At 61.8% G+C, this 15,401-nt stretch carries 16 protein-coding genes and 1 tRNA gene; 15 read left to right on the forward strand and 2 right to left on the reverse strand.

Translation table 11 applies throughout. The features are described from left to right. The first annotated feature begins 78 nt into the window (after positions 1–78). A complete protein-coding gene (locus tag AC72UB_RS06405; protein ID WP_505189029.1) occupies positions 79–366 on the forward strand; it encodes a DUF1330 domain-containing protein in 288 nt (95 codons plus the stop codon). A 98-nt stretch (positions 367–464) separates the two neighbouring features. Here AC72UB_RS06405 and epmA read toward each other — a convergent pair whose 3' ends face one another. Beyond that, the gene (gene epmA / locus AC72UB_RS06410; protein WP_505189030.1) at positions 465–1,499 is read right to left on the reverse strand and encodes an EF-P lysine aminoacylase EpmA; all 1,035 of its coding nucleotides are present in this window, start codon (positions 1,497–1,499) and stop codon (positions 465–467) included. A gap of 99 nt (positions 1,500–1,598) precedes the next feature. On the opposite strand from epmA, the gene efp reads away from it, so the two are divergent. The 14 genes from efp (at position 1,599) to AC72UB_RS06480 (ending at position 14,482) form a co-directional block, all read left to right on the forward strand. Continuing rightward, positions 1,599–2,168: an elongation factor P gene (efp, locus tag AC72UB_RS06415; RefSeq protein WP_463291270.1), complete on the forward strand. Its 570-nt coding sequence runs from the start codon at positions 1,599–1,601 to the stop codon at positions 2,166–2,168. A 63-nt stretch (positions 2,169–2,231) separates the two neighbouring features. Next, positions 2,232–3,005, forward strand: coding sequence for a 23S rRNA (adenine(2030)-N(6))-methyltransferase RlmJ (locus tag AC72UB_RS06420; RefSeq protein WP_505189031.1), 774 nt, complete (start codon positions 2,232–2,234; stop codon positions 3,003–3,005). A 252-nt stretch (positions 3,006–3,257) separates the two neighbouring features. Then, a complete protein-coding gene (locus AC72UB_RS06425) occupies positions 3,258–3,692 on the forward strand; it encodes a tellurite resistance TerB family protein (protein WP_505189032.1) in 435 nt (144 codons plus the stop codon). Positions 3,693–3,763: 71 nt separating this feature from the next. Then, the gene (locus AC72UB_RS06430) at positions 3,764–4,456 is read left to right on the forward strand and encodes a phosphate/phosphite/phosphonate ABC transporter substrate-binding protein (protein WP_505189033.1); all 693 of its coding nucleotides are present in this window, start codon (positions 3,764–3,766) and stop codon (positions 4,454–4,456) included. 110 nt (positions 4,457–4,566) lie between these two features. After that, positions 4,567–5,346: an ABC transporter ATP-binding protein gene (locus AC72UB_RS06435; RefSeq protein ID WP_505189034.1), complete on the forward strand. Its 780-nt coding sequence runs from the start codon at positions 4,567–4,569 to the stop codon at positions 5,344–5,346. A 125-nt stretch (positions 5,347–5,471) separates the two neighbouring features. Further along, the gene (locus tag AC72UB_RS06440) at positions 5,472–6,224 is read left to right on the forward strand and encodes a transporter substrate-binding domain-containing protein (RefSeq protein ID WP_463291275.1); all 753 of its coding nucleotides are present in this window, start codon (positions 5,472–5,474) and stop codon (positions 6,222–6,224) included. Positions 6,225–6,292: 68 nt separating this feature from the next. After that, complete coding sequence (locus AC72UB_RS06445) at positions 6,293–7,171, forward strand: ABC transporter permease (protein ID WP_505189035.1); 879 nt, start codon at positions 6,293–6,295, stop codon at positions 7,169–7,171. 2 nt (positions 7,172–7,173) lie between these two features. Next, a complete protein-coding gene (locus AC72UB_RS06450; protein ID WP_505189142.1) occupies positions 7,174–8,001 on the forward strand; it encodes an ABC transporter permease in 828 nt (275 codons plus the stop codon). 155 nt (positions 8,002–8,156) lie between these two features. Beyond that, positions 8,157–9,494 (forward strand): glutamine synthetase family protein, encoded by a 1,338-nt coding sequence (locus tag AC72UB_RS06455; protein ID WP_463291305.1) that lies wholly within the window; start codon positions 8,157–8,159, stop codon positions 9,492–9,494. A gap of 129 nt (positions 9,495–9,623) precedes the next feature. Next, complete coding sequence (locus tag AC72UB_RS06460; RefSeq protein WP_505189036.1) at positions 9,624–10,322, forward strand: type 1 glutamine amidotransferase; 699 nt, start codon at positions 9,624–9,626, stop codon at positions 10,320–10,322. 39 nt (positions 10,323–10,361) lie between these two features. Beyond that, positions 10,362–11,717, forward strand: coding sequence for a glutamine synthetase family protein (locus tag AC72UB_RS06465; RefSeq protein WP_505189037.1), 1,356 nt, complete (start codon positions 10,362–10,364; stop codon positions 11,715–11,717). 9 nt (positions 11,718–11,726) lie between these two features. After that, positions 11,727–13,028 carry an NAD(P)/FAD-dependent oxidoreductase gene (locus AC72UB_RS06470; RefSeq protein ID WP_505189038.1) on the forward strand — a complete coding sequence of 434 codons (1,302 nt, stop codon included), beginning with the start codon at positions 11,727–11,729 and terminating at the stop codon, positions 13,026–13,028. Between the two features lie 104 nt (positions 13,029–13,132). Further along, a complete protein-coding gene (locus tag AC72UB_RS06475) occupies positions 13,133–14,332 on the forward strand; it encodes a DegT/DnrJ/EryC1/StrS family aminotransferase (protein ID WP_505189039.1) in 1,200 nt (399 codons plus the stop codon). Between the two features lie 75 nt (positions 14,333–14,407). Further along, positions 14,408–14,482: transfer RNA gene (locus tag AC72UB_RS06480), tRNA-Gly, on the forward strand. A 70-nt stretch (positions 14,483–14,552) separates the two neighbouring features. Here the strand turns inward: AC72UB_RS06480 and AC72UB_RS06485 are convergent. Beyond that, positions 14,553–15,377: a DUF6671 family protein gene (locus tag AC72UB_RS06485; protein ID WP_505189040.1), complete on the reverse strand. Its 825-nt coding sequence runs from the start codon at positions 15,375–15,377 to the stop codon at positions 14,553–14,555. Between the last annotated feature and the right edge of the window lie 24 nt (positions 15,378–15,401).

Consider the following 15,401-nt stretch of genomic DNA (forward strand, 5'->3'; position numbering starts at 1 on the left):
CCTTTGGTGCAACATGAGTCTACTTTAGATGGATTTTCAAGCATTTTTGCACAAAGGTTAACCCAAAGGATAAGCCCCATGCCCGCCTACTGGATCGGCCACGTCACCATCTCTGACCCCACCGCCTATGAGGCCTATCGGCAGGCCAATGCAGTGGCCTTCACCAAATATGGCGCAAGGTTTCTGGTGCGGGGCGGCGCGCAGGAGGTGGTCGAAGGCACCATCCGCCCCCGCACGGTGGTAATTGAATTTTCCGATCTGAAAGCAGCGCAGGATTGCTACTACAGCCCCGAATATCAGGCCGCCAAGGCCAAGCGCGATGGCGTGTCGCTGGCGGATTTGTGCATCGTCGAAGGGTATGAGTAAACGCGACATGACCCGGCCCGCGAAGGCTTTCGCGGGCGTTCGGCGCTGAAAACGCTTCACTGGAGCGTTTTCTCCCCGGGCAGGCCCGGGGCCGCGCCTCACCCAACCGGCGCCCAGATCACGTCGTCGATGTTCGGCGCGCCCGTCGCCAGCATCACCAGCCGGTCAAAGCCCAGCGCAATGCCCGAAGCCTCGGGCATCAGCGCCAGCGCCGCGAGGAAATCTTCGTCCAACGGATAGCGCTCGCCATAGACGCGCTGTTTCTCGTCCATCTCAGCCTCAAACCGCCGCCGCTGTTCCACCGGGTTGGTCAATTCGCCAAAGCCATTGGCCAGTTCCACCCCGCAGGCATAAACCTCAAACCGCTCCGCCTCACGCGGGTTATCGGCGCACACACGGGCCAGCGCAGCCTCGGCCGCCGGGTAGCGATCCAGAATGGTGATCCGCCCCTGCCCCAGATGCGGCTCGACCCTTTCCGACAGCACGCGGGAAAAGATATCGGACCAGACATCATCCCCCGCCACCCGCAGCCCGGCAGCGATAGCTTGGGCGGCGAGCGCATCGCGGTCGGTTGCCGCGCCGTCCAGCGTCGAAAGAAGGTCAATCCCGGCATAAAGGCGAAACGCCTCGGCCACCGAAAGGCGCTGCGGCTCTTGCGCGGGATCACAGATCATATCGCGGTGACGCAAGGTGCCCCCGCCTGCTGCCAGCCGCAGGAAGGCCAAGGTGTCATCCATCAGCACCTCATAGGGCTCGCCCACCCGGTACCATTCGAGCATGGTAAATTCCGGGGAATGGCGGGCCCCACGTTCGCGGTTGCGCCAGACATGGGCGAAGGAAAAGATCCGCCGCTCCCCCGCCGCCAACAGCTTTTTCATCGCGAATTCGGGGCTGGTGTGCAGATAGCGCGGCTGGCCCTGCCCATCATTCCCGATGGCGGTGCAGGTGAAGGCGTGCAAATGCGTCTCATTGCCGGGGCTGACTTGCAGGGCCGACGGATCAACCTCCAGAAACTCGCGCTCTGCAAACCACCCGCGAATGCCCGCCTGCAGCCGATTGCGCGCCAAAAGCGCCGGACGGCGGTCCGCGTGGCGGCTGGGGTACCACCACGGCACAGAGATATCGGCTTTCATCTGGCGAAACCTTCCAAACTGCGCTAAGGGCAGCGCCATACCGCAGCCCGGATCTCACCGGGTCGCTTTGGCACAGCCCGGATACGGAAACAAGAAACCATGGTCAAAGTCATCGCCTCGTCCCTGCGCAAGGGCAATATCGTTGAACTCGACGGCCGGCTTTATGCCGTGCTGAAATCGGAAAACTTCCACCCCGGCAAAGGCACGCCGACCACGTCGGTCGACATGCGCCGCATTTCGGACGGGGTGAAGGTGGCCGAACGCTGGCGCACCACCGAGATGGTGGAAAAGGCCACGGTGGATGAACGCGAATATGACTTCCTCTATGAGGACGGCGAAGGGTTCCACTTCATGAACCCCGAAACCTATGAGCAAGTGGCCGTGCATCCCGATGTGCTGGGCGACGACAAGGTGCTTCTGGCCGACGGCATGAAGTGCTACCTGCGCACCCATGAGGGCGTGGCAATCTCGATCGAGTTTCCGCAAAAGATCGTGGTGGAAATCGCCGAGACCGAACCCGTCACGAAAGGCCAGACCGCCTCGTCCAGCTACAAGCCCGCCGTCTGCACCAATGGCCTGCGCGTGCTGGTGCCGCCCCATATCGGCGCGGGCACCCGGATCGTCATCAACACTGACGACTATTCCTATCAGGGCCGCGAAAAGGACTGATCCTTTCGGGCAGAGGTTTTGAGGCGGGCCGGTTTGGCCCGCCTTTTTTCATCGGGGCAAGGTATGCTTTCCTATCAACACATCTACCACGCCGGAAATCTGGCCGATGTGCAAAAGCACGCGCTTTTGGCGTGGATGCTGGAGTACCTGACCCAAAAGGACAAGCCGCTCAGCTACATCGAAACCCATGCCGGGCGGGGGCTTTATGATCTGGGATCCGACGAGGCGCTGAAAACCGGCGAGGCGCAGGCAGGCATTGATCTGGCCGAAGGCTGGTTTCCCGCGGATCACCCTTACATCCAACGACTGACCGAATGCCGCGCCATGTTCGGACCGCGCGCCTATCCCGGCTCGCCGATGATCGCGGCCTTGGGCCTGCGCGAAACCGACACGATCCATCTGGCCGAACTCCACCCGCAGGAAAACGCAGCCCTGAAGGCCAATCTCGGCGATTTCGGAACAAACATCCAAAAACGCGACGGGTTTGAGATGGCGCTGGCGCTGACCCCGCCCACCCCGCGCCGGGGGTTGTTGCTGATCGATCCGTCTTATGAGGTCAAAGACGATTACCTGACGATCCCCAAGGCCCTGAGCCAGATCGCGCGCAAATGGAACGTCGGCATTCTGGCCCTGTGGTATCCGATCCTGCAAAGCGGCGCGCATGGGCCGATGCTGGCCGCCCTTGCCGCGCAGTTTCCCGACGCGCTTCGCCATGAGCTACGCTTTCCCCCGGTTCGTGAGGGCCACAAGATGATCGGCACTGGCATGTTCATCGTGAACCCGCCCTACGGGATTGAGACCGAGACCAAGCGCCTCAGCGCCTGCTTTCCGACCTAACGCGCTCTGCCCCCGGATACGGCGCAAAGCCTTATCGTCGCAGGGGGGCCGTCTGCCCCCCTCGGGCTGCGCCCTCACCCCCCGAGAGTATTTGGCAAGGCGCAAGACATTAGGCGCCGCTCTCTTTTCAGTTGCGCCTTTTGAAATACTCTCGGGGGGTGAGCCGCTTGCGGCGAGGGGGGCAGACGGCCCCCCCTCTTCGGCCCAGATCGGGGCTTTCCTTAATCCGGCCAGAGCCTTATCTTGCGCCGCATGATCAGCCTTTTGCAGCGCCTTTTTGGCCCCGACCCCGCTCCGCTTGCCCGCACCGATGCCGATCTGGCTTTGGCCGCCCTTTTGGTGCGCGTGGCGCGGACTGATGGGCTTTACGCCTTGGAAGAAGTCGAGCGGATCGACCGGGTGTTGATGGCCCGCCATGGCTTTGGCAGTTTCGAGGCTGCCGCCCTGCGCGCCGAGGCCGAGAAGGTCGAGGCCGAGGCGCCTGACAACATCCGCTTTACCCGCGTGTTGAAGGATGCGGTGCCGCTCGAAGACCGGATCGCGCTGGCTGTAGCGTTGTGGGAGGTCGCCTTGGCCGATGGCCAGCGCGACGCCCATGAGGATCATGAGTTGCGCGTGATGACCGGGCTTCTGGGCCTGACGGCGGTGCAATCGGCCGAGGCGCGGCAGAGGGCGTCAATTCCGTGATTGCGTCACTGGGCATGTATGACCGGGCCGAAACAGCGGGCCCGAATGATCGCTTCTGGGCGCGAATTGCAATGGCATTGCGCGCACAAGGTCTCACGGCACCAGAGGCCCTGACACGCGGGCCTGCGGCCTATTGGCCAGCTTGGGAAGCGCCCTCGCTTGTCTTATCGCAGACCTGCGGCTTTCCGTTTCGCGCCCGGCTGAGAGACCGCGTGGCGCTGGTCGCCACCCCTGACTATGGGATCGAGGGCTGCCCTGCGGGCTATTACGCCTCGGTCCTTGTGGCGCGGGCGGAAGACGCCCGCACCCTGCCCGAGTTTCGCACCGCCCGATTTGCCTTTAACGAAGGCCTCAGCCAATCGGGCTGGGCTGCGCCGCAAAACCATGCTGCAACCATGGGCTTTCAGTTCCACCCCAGCCTTGAGACCGGTGCGCATCTGTTGTCAGCGCTGGCCGTGGCCGAGGGGCAGGCCGATCTGGCCGCCATCGATGCGCTGACATGGCGGATGATCCAACGTTGGGAGCCGATGGCGGCCAACCTGCGCGAGGTCGCGCGCACCGCACCCACGCCGGGCCTGCCCTATATCGCCGCCAAAGGCGCGGATAGCGAGGCGATCTATCAAGCCTTGGTGACCGCCGCAGACCGGCTTTCGCCCGAGGACCGCGACGCGCTTTCGCTGCGCGGCATCGTGCGAATCGCGGCCGAGCGATATCTCGCCGTGCCAATCCCCCCCTCGCCTGAGCACATCGCCCGGTCAGATTAGCCAAATCGCCCAAATCCCTGCGCGAAAGGGCCAGAAAGCCCGTTGCAAAGCCAACCGATCTGCGCCCTATTTGACCACCACTTGATCCCACTGCCCGGAAGAAAGCCCCCATGACCGACGCCCAAAACACGCCCGTCATCGAGATTCGCGACCTGCACAAAAGCTATGGCCAGCTTGAGGTGCTGAAGGGCGTTGATCTCGTCGCGCCGCGCGGCGCGGTCGTGTCGTTGATCGGCTCGTCCGGGTCAGGGAAATCAACGCTTTTGCGCTGCTGCAACCTTTTGGAAGAAAGCCAGCAGGGCGAAATCAAGTTTGAGGGCGAAACGGTGCGTTGGCGCGGCGAAGGTCACAACCGCCACCCGGCAGACCGTGCGCAGGTCACGCGGATGCGCACCAACCTGTCGATGGTGTTTCAGCAGTTTAACCTGTGGTCGCATATGACCATCTTGCAAAACGTGATGGAGGCGCCGGTGACGGTGCTGAAGCGCGATCCCAAAGAGGTGGAAGAGGCGGCGCGGGGCTATTTGGCCAAGGTCGGCATCGCCGACAAGGCCGACGCTTGGCCTGCCATGCTGTCGGGCGGCCAGCAGCAGCGGGCCGCGATTGCGCGCGCCTTGTGCATGGAGCCTCGGGCTTTGCTCTTCGATGAGCCCACAAGCGCGCTCGACCCTGAGTTGGAGCAAGAGGTGGTCAGGGTGATCAAGGCCTTGGCCGATGAGGGCCGCACCATGCTTTTGGTGACCCATGACATGAAGCTCGCCGCCGATGTGTCGGACCATGTGATCTTCCTGCATCAAGGCCGCATCGAAGAGGAAGGTCCGCCTGCCCAGCTGTTCAGCAATCCACAAACCGACCGGTTGCGCGGATTTTTGTCCGCCACAGCGGCGTGACTTGGCCGAACAGGGCAGATGACCGGCGCATACAGCGATGGCCCCATTGACGAATTTGCCGCGCGGTGGCTTTAGTTGCCGATCGGAATTAACGGAATAACCAAACCAAACGGGAGATGATCCACATGAAAAAACTGCTTCTTGCGACGGCTCTGGCTGGCCTTGCCGGCACCGCAATGGCCCAAGACGTCGTGCGTCTGGGCACCGAGGGCGCCTACCCTCCCTACAACTTCATCAACGACGCTGGTGAAGTTGCAGGCTTTGAGCGTGAGCTGGGCGATGAGATGTGCAAGCGCGCTGGCCTGACCTGCGAGTGGGTCACCAACGCTTGGGACAGCATCATTCCGAACCTGCAGTCGGGCAACTATGACGTCATCATCGCCGGCATGTCGATCACCGACGAGCGCGAAGAGGTCATCGACTTCAGCCAGGGTTACCTGCCGCCGACCAAGTCGGCCTACCTTGCCGCAACCGCCGACGTCGATCTGAAGTCGGGCCCGGTGGCAGCACAGACCGGCACCATTCAGGCCGGTTACGTCGCCGAGCAGGGCATGACGCTGTTGGAATTCGCAACCCCGGAAGAAACCGTGGCTGCGGTGAAGAACGGCGAGGCTGTGGCCGTGTTTGCGGATCGTGACTATCTGGTCCCGATGGCCGCAGAATCGGGCGGCGCGCTGGTGCTTTTGGCTGAAGAAGTCGCCCTCGGCGGCGGCGTCGGCCTTGGCTTCCGTGACAGCGACGACGATCTGCGCGGCAAGTTTGACGCAGCGATCAAGTCGATGAAGTGCGATGGCACCTTGGATGCGATGATCGTCAAAGAAGAATACTTCGGCGCGGCCGCCGTCACCTGGGGTGATGCTGGCAAAGAAGGCTGCTAAGCCATTGATCGGGCGGAGGCTTTCATAGCCTCCGCCCTTTTTCTGACCTCCGATCCGAAGGGCCGCTCATGTTTTCAATCTGCGCCGATCCCAAGTCGATCGAGGGGTTTCAATGGCTGGCCTGCTATCTGACCTCGGGCAAGCACATTGATTTCTACTGGTCCTTCCTGACAGTTCTGAGCCTTGTCGCGATCACCGCACCCTGCGCAATGGCCTTTGGCTTTGGCGGCGCGACGGCGGCGCGGTCGCAGTTTTGGCCCGCGCGGATGCTGGGCAAGGTCTATGTCGCCATGGTGCGCGGCGTGCCGGACATCGTGTTCTTTCTGTTCTTCGTCATCGCGCTGGATCAGGGCATCGAATATGCCAAAAGCCTGATGGTCTGCCCTGATGGCGCTTGGCCCTGGCAAGGGCTGGAATTCCGGGTCTGCCAAGAGGCCAAGGTGCCTTTGGCGAAATCTGATGCGTTCTGGCATGATGCTTATGGCTTTTTCCTTGCGGTGGTGACCTTTTCCATCGTGTTTGGCGCCTTTGTCGCCAATGTGCTTTTTGGCGCGATGCAGGCGGTGCCGCGTGCGCAGCTGGAAACCGCGGAGGCCTATGGCATGAACCAGCGGCAGGTCTTTCGCCGGATTTTGGTGCCGCAGATGTGGGTCTATGCCCTGCCCGGCCTGTCGAACCTGTGGATGATCCTGCTCAAGGCGACGCCGCTTCTGTTCCTTCTGGGGATTGAGGACATCGTCTATTACGCGCGCGAATTGGGGGGGTCGAAAACCCAAGCCTATGAATACCCGCACCCCGACTGGCGGCTGTGGTACTTCTTGGCGCTTTTGTGCTTTTACCTGCTGATGACAAAGCTGTCCGAGGGCGTTCTGGGCCGGTTGTCGGCGCGCCTGTCCAAGGGGCAGGCCACCGCCGCGGGTGAAGCGATGCGAAAGGCTGCCGTATGACCATGACGTGCTGGGAAACCGTGCAGGCCTATGCCTTCCGCTCGATCGGCTATGGCGAGAACCTGTTGCCGAAAACCGACTTCACGCTGTGTCAGCATTTCACGCTGATCGGGTCCGGCATGATCTGGAACGTCTATTTCGGCGCTTTGGCGCTGGGACTGGGGTTCTTTTTTGCCAATGCGCTGGCCTTGGCCAAGGCCGCGCAGAACCCTTGGCTGCGCAAGCCTGCTGATTGGTTCATCTTTGTCTTTCGTGGCTCGCCCTTGTTCATCCAGTTCTTCATTGCCTATGAAATGCTGGTGCTCTTGCCGCGCACGGGGATTGATGTCTTCGGCATCACGGTGCAGACGGGCTGGTTGACCAAGGCTTGGGCTGGGGCTTTGTTGGTGCTGTTCTTGAACACCGCCGCCTATTCGGCCGAGATTTTCTATGGCGCGCTGCGCTCGATCCCGAAGGGCGATCTCGAGGCCGCCGATGCCTATGGCATTTCCGGCTGGCAAAAGTTCCGCCGCATCCAGTGGCCGACCATGCTGCGGCTGGGCTGGCCTGCCTACACGAACGAGGCGATTTTCCTGTTTCACGCCACCACGCTGGTGTTCTTTGCCAGCTTCCCCGCGTTCCGGCAGATGGGCGATGCGCTTTACTACGCCAACTATTTTGCCGACAAAACCTTCAACCCCTTCATCCCTTACCCCATCGTCGGCTTCTATTTCATCTTGCTCACGCTGGTGGTCATTTGGGGCTTTGGCTGGGTCAACCGTAGACTCAACCGGCACTTGCCCAAAAACCAACGGGTCAGAAACCGCTTGCGCATAAACCTGATCCGGTAGTATCCTGAATTTGATCAAATTAGGGCCGGGCCGCGATGGTCCCCTTGCGTTGATCGACAAACAGGGAAAGGATCAAGGGCATGATCCGCTAACCTGCCTGCTGGAACCAATTGGTCTGGCGCGGGGGAACGTGGCCTTACCTCACGTTGAACATGATGAAAGATTGGCTGAGAAAGCACCCCGACGTCCGCACCATTCGGGTTGCGGCGGCGGATTTGAATGGTCAGGCCCGTGGCAAGCGCGTGCCCACAAGATTTGCTGAAAATGTGGTTAAGAACGGGACGCGGTTTCCGTTTTCGGTTCTGAACCTCGACATTTGGGGCGAAGATATTGACGACAGCCCCTTGGTTTTTGAACAGGGCGACCAAGATGGCGTGCTGAAACCCACGGAGCGCGGCTTTATGCCCATGCCGTGGCTGGAGGCTCCGACGGCACTGCTGCCGATCTGGATGTTCCGCGAAAACGGCACACCCTATGAAGGTGACCCGCGCCATGCGCTGAACACCATCGTCCAGCGGTTCAAGGCGCGCGGGCTGACCCCGGTCTGCGCCATGGAGCTGGAGTTCTTCCTGATCGACGACTCTGGCAAGACGCTGCAAGTGCCGCCTTCGCCCCGCTCGGGCAAGCGACGCAAGGCGGCGGAAACCCTGTCGATCCGGGCGCTTGATGCCTTCGACACCTTCTTTACCGACCTTTACGACGCCTGCGAGGCGATGGACATTCCCGCCGACACCACCACCTCGGAAACCGGGCTTGGTCAGTTCGAAGTCAACCTGATGCATTGCGATGACCCGCTCCGGGCTGCCGACGATGCCTGGCTTTTCAAGATGCTGGTCAAAGGCTTGGCCCGGCGACATGGCTTTGCGGCCAGCTTCATGGCCAAACCCTACCCGGAATACTCCGGCTCGGGGCTGCACACCCATTTCAGTTTGGTCGACGAAAGCGGCGACAACGTGTTTGACAGTGGCGGGCCGAAAGGCACGGCAATGCTGAAAAACGCAGTGGCGGGCTGTCTGCATGCGATGCGCGATTCTGCGCTGATCTTTGCCCCGCACCAAAACAGCTATGAGCGGCTGGTACCGGGCAAACATGCCCCAACCTCAATCGCTTGGGGCTATGAAAACCGCACCACGGCGATCCGGATTCCGGCAGGCTCTCCCAGTGCGCGGCGGATCGAACATCGCGTCGCAGGGGGGGATGTGAACCCCTATCTGATGCTGGCCGCAATCCTTGGCGCCGCCTTGGACGGGATCGAAAACCAGATGGAGCCCGCAAGCCCCATCGTCGGCAACGCCTATGCCCAAGAGGGGCTGCCGCAAATTCCGGCGACATGGGAAGATGCGATTGATGCACTGGAACAAAGCACCATCGTGCCGCGCTTCTTGCACCCCGAGCTGATCAAAAACCTGATCCAGACCAAGCGTCAGGAATTGCACTATATCGGCGAATTGACCCCGCAAGAGCGGATCGATCTTTATCTCGATACGGTGTGACGCCAAAGGTCGAAAAGCGCCGATGTTGCCTTGCAATACATCGCCGCGCGCCAAAACCTGCAGCTTCCCCCCTTGACCAACCGGGGGGGCGCTGCGCTAGGCTTCCCCGCAGGATATCTTGGAATTTCCATGCAGATCGGCATTTTGCAAACGGGCCTCGCGCCCGAGATGCTCGCCCAAAAAATGGGCGACTACCCCGACATGTTCGCCCGGTTGCTGGACGGCAACGGGTTCACCTTCCGCACTTACAGGGTGGTGGAGGGCGAATTTCCCGACAGCGTGACCGACTGTGACGGCTGGCTGATCACCGGGTCGCGCCACGGGGTCTATGAAGATCATCCGTGGATCCAACCTTTGGAAGAGTTCATCCGGCAAAGCTTTGCGGCCCATGTGCCGATGGTGGGCATCTGCTTTGGCCACCAGATCATCGCGCAGGCGATGGGCGGCCGGGTGGAGCGCTATGCTGGCGGTTGGGCCGTGGGGGCGACCGACTATGATTTCGGCGGCCAAACCCTGACGCTCAACGCATGGCACCGCGATCAGGTGATCGAGGCGCCGGTTGGGGCCAAGGTGATTGCGTCCAATGAATTTTGCACCAATGCAGCTCTTTTGTATGACGATTATGCGCTGACGGTGCAGGCCCATCCCGAAATGCGCCCCGAGTTTGTGGATGGCCTGATGCAGACCCGGGGCAAGGGTCTGGTTCCCGACGAGGTGATGGCCAAGGCCGCCGCCAAGCTGGATCAGCCTCTGCATGACAAGACCATGGCGGCCCAAATTGCCGCCTTCTTCAAGGCCCCCCGGTCCCGCGCGCCTGCCAAGGCCTGATGGTGTCCGGGGTCAACCCGAACAAACAAAGTGTGACACATGTCCAAATGGACCGACCAGCTGCCCGAGGCAGCCCGCGAATACATCGGCAACCGTCGTGTGGATGAGGTGGAATGCGTGATCGGCGACATTGCCGGTGTGGCGCGGGGCAAGGCGATGCCTGCCGCCAAGTTTGCCAAGCAAACCAACTATTTCCTGCCGAATTCCATTTTCCTGCAAACCATCACCGGCGAATGGGCCGACAACCCGTTTGACGCCTTTACTGAACCCGACATGATCTTGGAACCGGATTGGGCCACCGCCACCGCCGCACCTTGGACGGCGGATGTGACCTTGCAGGTCATTCATGACGCCAAGGACCAGCAGGGCAATATGGTGCCTTATTCCCCGCGCAACGTGCTGCGCCGGATCGTGGACCTGTACGCCGCCCAAGGCTGGAAGCCGGTCGTGGCGCCCGAGATGGAATTTTTCCTGACCGCGCGCAACATCGACCCCAACCAGCCGGTCATCCCGCCCATGGGCCGCTCGGGCCGCCGCGCGGCGGGCAAGCAGGCCTATTCGCTGTCTGCCGTGGATGAATACGGCAAGGTGATTGACGACATCTATGACTTTGCCGAAGCCCAAGGGCTGGAGATTGACGGCATCTTGCAAGAAGGCGGTGCGGGGCAGATTGAGCTTAACCTCGCCCATGGTGACCCCGTGCGCTTGGCCGATGATGTGTTCTTCTTCAAACGCCTGATCCGCGAAGCGGCGCTGCGGCATGATTGCTTTGCCACCTTCATGGCCAAGCCGATTGCCGATGAACCGGGATCGGCGATGCATATCCACACCTCGGTGGTGGACAGCCGCACCGGCAAGAACATCTTCTCCGGCCCAAAGGGGGTGGAGACCGAAGCCTTCCACCATTTCATCGGCGGCATGCAAAAGCATCTTGGAGCGGCGGTCGCGCTCTTTGCACCTTACGTCAACAGCTATCGCCGCTACGTCCCCGATTTTGCCGCCCCTATCAATCTGGAATGGGGCCGCGACAACCGCACGACTGGCATCCGCGTGCCGATTTCCTCGTCTGCCGCGCGGCGGGTGGAAAACCGGCTGCCGGGGATGGACACAAACCCCTATCTTGGCATCGCGGCCACGCTGGCCTGCGGCTATCTGGGGCTGATGAACAAGGTGGCCCCGCGCCCCGAGTTTTCGGGCAATGCCTATATCGACAGCGACGAGATTCCAACCACCTTAGGCGATGCGCTGGACATGCTGGAAGAGGATGCCGCCTTGGTCGAGGTGATGGGCCCCGATTTCTGCAAGGTCTATGACAGCGTCAAGCGCAATGAATACAAAGAGTTCCTGCAAGTCATCAGCCCGTGGGAGCGTGAGCACCTGCTGCTGAACGTCTAAGGGGCAGCGATGAACCTTTTGCATGTGAATGACAGGGCGGGGGAATATCCCCCGTCCTATTACGCCGCCACTCGGACCGAGTTTGCCCCCTGCCCTGCCCTGCGGGGCGAGGTCCGGGCCGATGTCTGCATCGTCGGCGCAGGCTACACGGGCTTGTCGGCGGCGCTGCATCTGGCCGAAAAGGGCCTGTCAGTGGTGGTGCTTGAGGCCCATCGCGTGGGCTTTGGCGCCTCGGGGCGTAATGGCGGGCAGGTCGGATCTGGCCAGCGGCAAGATCAGGTCTGGCTGGAAAAGACCGTGGGCCGCGAGGATGCCCATAAGATGTGGGCCTTGGCCGAAGACGCCAAAACGCTGGTCAAGGATCTGGTCGCGCGCCATGCCATGCCCGTCACCTATCACCCCGGCATTGCCCATGCCTGCTGGTCCGACGCCGAGGTGCGCGAAACCCATGCCTATGCCGAGAAACTCCACCGCGATTACGGCTATGATCAGTTGGAGCCTTTGGACCGCGACGGCATTCACCGCCTGATCGGCTCGAAGGTCTACAAGGGCGGCGAGATGGACCGGGGCGCGGGCCATCTGCACCCCTTGAACTATGCCATCGGGCTGGCGCGGGCCGCACAAAAGGCGGGCGCGGTGATCTGCGAGATGTCCGAGGTGACGCGGCTGGATCCGGGCGCAAAGCCCTTGGTTCACACCGCCCAAGGCCGCGTGATCTGCGATCAAGTGCTGCTCGCAGCCAATGGCTATCTGGGCGATCTGGAGCCGAAAGTGGCGGCCAAGGTCATGCCGATCAACAATTTCATCGTCGCGACCGAGCCTTTGGGCGACCGCGCGGCCGAGATACTGGCCGAACCTGTGGCGGTGGCCGATACCAAGTTTGTGGTGAATTACTGGCGCCTGTCCGAAGACAACCGCCTGTTGTTCGGCGGTGGGGAAAGCTATGGCTACCGCTTTCCCGATGTCATCCGCACCGTGTCAAAGCCGATGCTAGAGGTTTATCCGCAGCTTAAGGGCACCCGCATCGACTATGCTTGGGGCGGCACGCTGGCCATCACGATCAACCGGATGCCCTGCTTTACCCGGCCCGGTATGAATGTGATGTCAGCCTCGGGCTATTCGGGGCACGGGGTGGCGATGGCCACGCTGGCGGGCAAGCTGATGGCCGAGGCGGTGGCGGGCAATGCGGGCGGCTTTGACCTGATGGCCAGCCTGCCGCAGCCGCGCTTTCCGGGTGGCGCGGCACTGCGCTGGCCGCTCTTGGTGCTGGCGATGACCTGGTATTCGATGCGCGACCGTATCGGAATTTAACGGCTAATTTCGGCGGATTTTGCCAAGGCGGGAAAAACGTCACTGGCCTGTTACCAAAGAAGGCTTTACACCTTTCCTGAACAAGAGTTTCAGGAAAGCTTCAAATGGCTGCTGACGGTCAACCCATTGCCCCCAATGTTTATGACGCCGAACCCATCCCTGAAGCGGCGCGCGCCGAGATTGACCGGCTGCTCGCCTCGGGTGATCTTTTCCGCTACACCGCGCCCGAAGGCGCGCCGGTGGCGCTTTTGGAACAGGAATTCGCCGATCTGATGGGATCGAAATACGCGTTGGCAGTGGCGTCTTGCTCGGCCGCCCTGTTCCTGTCGCTTAAAGCCTTGGACCTGCCACGCGGGGCCAAGGTTCTAATCCCGGCCTTTACCTTTGCCGCCGTGCCCTCGGCCGTCGTGCATGCCGACTGCGTGCCGGTTCTGGTGGAAGTGGGCGAGAATTACCGCGTCGATATGGCCGATTTCGCGGCCAAGCTGGACGATGCGCAAGCAGTGCTGATCAGCCACATGCGCGGCCACACCAGCGACATGGACGCGATCATGGCGCTCTGCGATGCGCGGGGTATCCCGGTGGTCGAAGATGCGGCGCACAGCTTGGGCACCGAATGGCATGGCCGCAAGATCGGCACCATTGGCAAGATCGGCTGCTTTTCGTTTCAGTCCTACAAGCTGGTGAATGCGGGCGAAGGTGGGATCCTCATCACCGATGACCCGGAACTCGCGGCGCGCTGCGTCATCATGTCGGGCGCTTACGAATCAAACTGGAAGAAGCATCCCGGCATGCAAAACAGCTACATGCTGTGGCAAAACAAGCTGCCGCTTTACAACATGCGCATGCAGAACCTCTCCGCCGCCGTGATCCGTCCGCAATTGCCGCTGGTGGCTGAACGGGTGGCCAAAGGCCGCGCCGGTCATGATCGGGTGGCCGATGTCCTGAACGTCTGCGCGCATCTGACGGTGCCCCCTGCCCTTGCCCCCGAAGACCGCGCGCCCGATTCCATTCAGTTCAATCTGGCGGGCGACTGGTCGGACGCCCAAGCGCTGGCCTTTCAGGCCGAGGCTAAGAAACGTGGCGTCTCGGTGCAGGTCTTTGGCCTGTCCGAAGGCAATGCCCGCGCCTTTTGGAACTGGGAGTTCCTTGGCCCGGCACCAGACCTGCCCGGCACCCGCGCTATGCTGATGCGGGCCTGCGATGTGCGCCTGCCGACGCGGCTGACCGAGGCCGAGCTGGATTTCATCGCCGCCGCCATCGTCGCGGCTGCCGACAGCGTGAAGTCGCGGCTGGCGGCATAAATCGCTGCGCGGCCTGCGGTTTTGCCCTTGCGAAGGGCGCGGTGATCTCTTATCTCACCGCCATCTGATCGGAGTGCGGGCGTAGCTCAGGGGTAGAGCATAACCTTGCCAAGGTTAGGGTCGTGAGTTCGAATCTCATCGCCCGCTCCAATCAGCCAAACAGGGCGCCTTTGGGCGCCCTTTTGCTTTTCTCTGCGCCTTGACGGCAAAACAGCCGGTTTCAAGGGTTGCAGCTGGGGCAATGGCCGGGGTCAGCAAAACCGTCGCGGGGCAGAGACTGCTCGGCACCGCAGGCGGTGCAGCCATGAATCTCGGCCGCTATAAGCCCCGTCTCAACCCCACAGTCCCGGCAGGGCAAGCCGGGAAGGCTGCGCAGTCGCCCAAACCCCGGCGCGGCACAAGTCGGGCACGGCATCGCCAAACGCTTGGCCAGACGCTGAGCCAAACCCGCAATCACCGACATCCGGCGCGGGTTCATATGGGCGCGCATATCGGTCTGCAGGTGCGCAGAACCCCTCAAGCGAAACGCATCGTCGAGCATGGCATTGAGCTCGGTTCGATCTGTCACGCCCTTGGCAAGCGGTGGCGCAGTGACGGCGGGCTGCACAATCACCGCTGTTTCGGGAAATCCGATTCGGGTCAGAAAGGCCTTGGCTGCGGTCAGATCAGCGACCGTTTCCTGATCATAGCTTGGCTGCATATCCGTCGTCATTTCAACGACTTCCTGCCCAGTCCTGACGTCCAGCCACAAAAGCAATTCTTGGCCAAAGGGCAGGAAGGCGAAATGGGGATGCGGCCCATAGGCGCCTTCGCTCGCAAGGCCCACGGGCAGCCCGGTCGCGGCAATCGCCGCTTGGGCCTTGGCGCGCGCAGCCTCGATCATGCTGCCCGCGCGTGGCACGTCACCCGAAAAGGTACCAAAGCGGTCAGTCTCCACCTCGGCAAGCACCACCGTGACCCCAAGCGCGGCCAAAGGCGGCACGATCACGGCCTCTTTGCCATGCATCGTGCCAAGGGCAACGCGATCAGGAAGCGGTGCGGCCATGGTCAAAGCCGCTGCCAAACCAGC

It is taken from the genome of Allotabrizicola aquatica (SeqCode) (genome assembly GCF_965194375.1).
Taxonomy (GTDB): domain Bacteria; phylum Pseudomonadota; class Alphaproteobacteria; order Rhodobacterales; family Rhodobacteraceae; genus Tabrizicola_A; species Tabrizicola_A aquatica.